This window comes from Ferrithrix thermotolerans DSM 19514 (genome assembly GCF_900128965.1).
GTDB lineage: Bacteria > Actinomycetota > Acidimicrobiia > Acidimicrobiales > Acidimicrobiaceae > Ferrithrix > Ferrithrix thermotolerans.
This window is the reverse complement of sequence record NZ_FQUL01000069.1, coordinates 1-3,587: the sequence shown is the minus strand read 5'-3', so window position 1 is coordinate 3,587 and position 3,587 is coordinate 1. Positions and strand designations below refer to the sequence as shown.

The window sequence follows — 3,587 nt, the reverse complement described above, 5'->3', positions numbered from 1 at the left end:
TTGAAACCGCCATTAGATGGTTGTTCTGTCACTCGAGTGCGACTCGAACTACCTACTCCGCTGGACGGTCTCCTATCCCACTCAACCTTGGAAAATAGGGGGTTGTTTGCCCTTTGTAGGCTGATTGGATCTCACATTCAAGGTGGACCAAGTTTCGAGTGGTCTACCACGTTGTTAGTATCAAGGGCTGAAAAGACTTCTGTTTACGGTGTTCATTTACGACACAGATATCGATCTTCCTGCCAGCCGAGCTGAGTGGGTGATGTCTGTCAACCATATGAATTCGGAATCTTTAAAATGTTGCCGTCATAGAGAATCAAGAAGTTCCACGAGGCTTTCGAAGATATCTAAAGCCACTCAAGTTTCCAGCCGAGTATCAAGTGGTGTGTATGTCAAAGACTAACCACTGGAGGGTCCGTGTTTGCCGTAGTAGTGTGCATAGGCACCGAAGATAGGTATGCGTCTGTTGCGAAGCCCGGAATTCTACGCTATGGAGAAGCCGATACTGTTGTTATCGAATTAAGAGATCAGGCTTCAATCCACATCGCTTACAACAAAGCTCTTGACACACTCAGGACCATGCCAGGACTCGAGGGAGCAATATTCATTCATGAGGATTTGGCTATCAAAGATGCCGATATTTTCAAAAAGCTGCGGCGTCTCTTCGAAGATCAGAACATCGCAATCGCTGGTGCTATCGGTGCGGTTGGGGTGAGTACACTAAGCTGGTGGCTCGGGCAACGGCGAGGATGGCTCCGAGAGTCGCGCTTCGAGCTTGACTTTTCTGACCAAGACATGTACGTGGATACTTTAGACGGGTGTTTCCTAGCGTTCTCACCTTGGTCGATCGCTAATCTAAGGTTTGACGAGACCACTTACACGGGATTTCATGGATACGACGCTGACATCTGCTTTAGTGCTCGCTCTAAAGGTAAGAAGGTCGTTTGGAACCGATTCGATCTTTTCCATCGAACTAGAGGCGGCTTCGGAGACATGGCGAGCTTTATATCGAACGATGAAGCTTTCCGTGAAAAATGGATCTTGGCGAACGCCCTACAAGATTGGGAGGTGGCCCCTAATACGTGTTTAGAACTTGGAGGGGGAACTAAGTGCAGACGAGATTGGCTAAATCTTGATCCTGTTCATGGAACTGAGAGACTCAAGATCATGGCTGAAGACACTCCTTGGCCGTTTGAAGATGCCACTGTGTCTCATATCTACGCTTCTCACGTCTTTGAGCATATTCCGGCGGGAGTGACCCGTGTAGAAGTCATGAATGAGTGCCATCGAATCCTTGTGCCGGGGGGTAGCCTTGAGATTAGAGTACCGATTTTTCCGCATCCTACTGCCATAGCTGACCCAACACACGTGTCGTTCTGGGTCAAAGAATCAATTTATTACTTCACAGGTGATCTTCGAGCCGATGCGAATTACGGGATATTGAAGTGGGATCTAGGACATATCTATGTGGCCGATGGTTGGGAATTACGTGCTGTGCTTGTGAAGCCGGTTTCCGAGACGAACGCTGCAGCTGCGGCGGAGGTAGACTTTGGCATGAAGGTAATATCAACTGAAGAGACTCTCGTGAATTCCTAGCAGATTGCTGTATCTATTATATCGGAATGTTCAGAGCGGAAAGTTTGCGTTATGGACGAGAGAGGTACCATGTCAGCAAGTCACTTAATAATTGCTACTGATCAGGATATTTATATTGACATCTACGAAGCTGTACTGAATGCAGCGAGGCATAGCCAAACTGTCATTCTGATTGCAGGAATGAAGCATGCACTGTACCTCAGGTCGTATTTACAACTTGCTCTCGATCTTGAGATGCGAGAAAGAACACTGATAATCGATGGTTATAGTAAGAATATATCGACTTTGTTCATGCAAATTACATCTGCCCTATCTACAGATATGATTGTTGTAAGTAACACGCAGGCGAGACTAAGTTCGGAAACTTATGAAAGATTAGAGCGTGCGACGAGTGATACACAGCCACTGTTTGCTTTCCCGATTGCTTCTTTGGAAACGGGGCTTGACAGCATTAATATCTTTAGTTCTCCATCGGTAGGTATAGCACGTGACACAATTGCCATGCTAGGAAGACTCCGCCCTTCAACGCCAGCAACCTTCCTTGATACACTGAAGGCGGAATTATACCGTTATGGAGAGGGCGTTGTAGTGGCAAGTGCTGGAACGGCGGATGCAACAAGTAATACGAGTAGGTTACTATCTAGATTTCTAGGAGAAACCCCGATCCTGTCTGTGCTAGTTCCTACCCTGGATGCGAGTTCTTCGAAGGCGCAGAGGCTGGTGGCCTCGTTAAAGGCGTCAACTACTGATCCGTTTCAGTTGATCCTGGTTGATAACGGTAATGCACCTCAAGGATTCTCAGTCCCCGTGAACACTGCGATAAGGGCATGTGATACGCCGTACATTGCGGTAATTAATGATGACGTTCAGGTTTTACCTAACTGGTGGGAGCCGCTTAGGAGGGCTATAGATCAAGGCGAGTATGTGGTGTTTCCTACTACGATTGAAGGAACGAGAGCGGACTTTTCGGCTTGGTGTTTTGCGATGTCAAGGGATTCAATGTTGCAGATAGCGTACTCTCGAACGTGCTTTTTCGACCCTGAGCTGTTGGTATATTTTCAAGACTCTGATCTGTTGATGCGCCTAAGACAGAAGGGAAAACCTCCGAAGCACGTGTCGGAGAGTTTTGTGTCTCATAGTTTTTCGGCAAGTGTTGCGACAAATGAGTCCGATCTCAGAGCCTGGATAGACAAAACAGTCATAAGTGACCGTAATCGATTTGTGGACCGATGGGGTTTCGGTGCGCTACAGGAAATAGGCTACATAGAATCTGCCAGCTGAAGAGATGGTATATTAGTTGGTGCCCAGGTGTTGTTGTCGCACGATGTTTACCACACAATTTACAGATAGCCCCCAAAAGTCGACCGCTCGATGTCAGAGAGGGATCTGACAGAAATGGAGGCAGGAAAAAATCGTATAGGGCTGAAAACGGTAAAGCAGCTACGGCTTCGATGTATGGTAATGTTTTATAAAGGCTGGATATAACCGACATCCTAAGCTCTTTTCATGCCATCAATGAGGCGACTTCTCGTAGCCTAACCTTTGGACTCTGTGGAGCTACGGATTACAAGGCACGCTAAGCGTAGAAGTACCAGCTCTTAGACGCTTGAATTAGAGTTGTTGTTGGGATCTCTCTCAACCCTTAAAAAGGGAAGCAATCGTTCTCTCTGGTTCACGAGAAGACCCAGGTGCAAGCTCTTTGCTCCCCAAACTCACATTTGCGACGGTACCAGGAGTACTACTTCGTCGAACCACTGTTTATAGGCGCAAGCTGCATCAGCAGTCTCGAGGCTGCCATCCATGTGGTTGTGTCCCGATAGTTGTGCGAATTCCATGAACGTGTTGATTTGCTAGTTGTGGCCAGGGTATATGGGAATTATGTGGAAAATAGGACCTCAACCCAACTTTCGCAACAACCCCACATCTATCCAGGTAGATGGGCTAGTAGGGGTTGGCTTGGACACTACAAATGGGCCGCAGTGGTCTTGATT

The 3,587-nt window shown here is 47.3% G+C and carries 2 protein-coding genes; both read left to right on the top strand.

The window, feature by feature from the left end:
- Window positions 1–417: 417 nt before the first annotated feature.
- Window positions 418–1,596, top strand: a complete 1,179-nt coding sequence (locus BUA24_RS11515; protein WP_072792726.1) for a glycosyltransferase — start codon at window positions 418–420, stop codon at window positions 1,594–1,596.
- 51 nt (window positions 1,597–1,647) lie between these two features.
- The gene (locus tag BUA24_RS11510) at window positions 1,648–2,877 is read left to right on the top strand and encodes a glycosyltransferase family 2 protein (RefSeq protein ID WP_072792724.1); all 1,230 of its coding nucleotides are present in this window, start codon (window positions 1,648–1,650) and stop codon (window positions 2,875–2,877) included.
- Window positions 2,878–3,587: the final 710 nt, after the last annotated feature.